General features: G+C 58.5%; 1 protein-coding gene. It reads left to right on the top strand.

Features of this window, described 5'->3' with window-relative positions:
* On the top strand, positions 1 to 275 hold a 275-nt coding region (locus SB751_RS30190), incomplete at both ends, for a questin oxidase family protein (RefSeq protein WP_410749046.1).

The raw sequence follows: 275 nt of genomic DNA, 5'->3' as shown, positions 1-275 counted from the left end.
CGACTATCGACGCCTATTGGCGCAGGCCGGATTTCACGCTGCTGCACACGGTCACGGTAACGCGTGCGGCGCGCATCGTCTTTGCGTTGCTGGACGCACGCCTCGTCGAGAAATTAATGCCGGACTTCTGGCTCGCGCTCTGCGCCGCTTACGCAACAGTTGGCGAACGCGTGCAAACGGACACGCGCGTCGTGGATCCTCAAATCGAATGGCGCGACGTCTGCAAAAAAGCAATCGCATCCGACGACGATCATGTGATCAAAATGACCTACACG

The sequence above is a fragment of the Cupriavidus sp. SIMBA_020 genome, from assembly GCF_046535395.1.
Lineage (GTDB): Bacteria > Pseudomonadota > Gammaproteobacteria > Burkholderiales > Burkholderiaceae > Cupriavidus > Cupriavidus campinensis.
Note: the sequence above shows the minus strand (reverse complement) of the source record. Positions and strands in the feature narration are given on the sequence as shown.